This is a genomic window from Kitasatospora sp. NPDC057936 (assembly GCF_042887525.1).
GTDB lineage: Bacteria > Actinomycetota > Actinomycetes > Streptomycetales > Streptomycetaceae > Kitasatospora.
Map to the genome: position 1 here is coordinate 1 of NZ_JBHVPD010000218.1, position 1,128 is coordinate 1,128.

Below are 1,128 nucleotides of genomic sequence, written 5' to 3' on the forward strand. Positions count from 1 at the left end.
ACCGCACTCGCCACCACCCACACCCACGGCCACACCCCCACCCCACCCACCACCACCCACACCCACCCCAACCTCCCCACCTACCCCTTCCAACGACGCCGCTACTGGTTGGAGGATCCGGCGAGGACAGCTGCGGCGGTGCTCGACGCACCGGTCGAACTCGCGGGTGAGGGCGGCCTGCTGTTCACCGGCCGGCTGTCGCTCGACACCCACCCCTGGCTCGCCGACCACGGCATCGACGGTGTGCCCCTGGTGCCGGGCAGCCTCTTCGTCGACCTGGCCCTGCGGGCCGGGGAGCACGCGCAGAGCCCGGTCGTGGACGAGCTCACGCTGGAGGCCCCGCTCGCCCTGCCCACCACCGGCGCCGCGTCGCTCCAGCTCACCGTAGGGGTCCCTGCGGACGACGGCCGACGCCCGTTCGCGGTGCACGCCAGGTTCGGCGAGGACGCCGACTGGACCCGGCACGCCTCGGGCCTCCTCTCCGCGGAAAGCGGCCACACGCCCGTACCGGACACGACCTGGCCGCCCGCCGGGGCCGTCCGGACCGACGTGGACGAGGTGTACGACCGGCTCGCCGGGCTCGGCTACGGCTACGGCCCCGCGTTCCGCAACCTGCGCGCCGCCTGGCAGCTCGGCGACACCCTGTACGCCGAGGTCGGCGTCCCCGGGGAACCGGGCGGCGGAACGGACGAGTTCGCCCTGCACCCGGCGCTGCTGGACGCCGCGCTGCACCTCCTGCCGGTGCGCGAGGGCCTGGACGGCGTCCGGCTCCCGTTCTCCTGGAGCGGGGTCCGGCTGCACGCCACCGGCGCGACCGCGCTGCGCGTCCGGCTGGAGCCGCTGGCCGGCGAGACGGTGTCGCTGGTGCTGACCGATCCCGCAGGCGGGCTCGTCGCCGCCGTCGACGCCCTCGACCTGCGCCCGCTGCCGGCCGGTGCGCTCACCGCCACGCCGCAGACCGGAACGGACCCGCTCTACGAGGTGGGCTGGACGGAGCTACGACCGTCCGGTGGGGGTTCGGGTCATGCCGACGCCCCGGAACCGGTGATCGTCCACCTCGACACCGACACCACCCCCGAGGACACCGCACTCCACGCCCTCACCCTCGTCCAGAACTGGCTCACCCAG

The 1,128-nt window shown here is 74.8% G+C and carries 1 protein-coding gene; it reads left to right on the forward strand.

All coding sequences use genetic code 11. From position 1 onward, the window contains the following. Positions 1-1,128, forward strand: a 1,128-nt coding sequence (locus tag ACFVU9_RS45500; RefSeq protein WP_387603995.1) for a polyketide synthase dehydratase domain-containing protein, incomplete at both ends; no start/stop codon positions are given.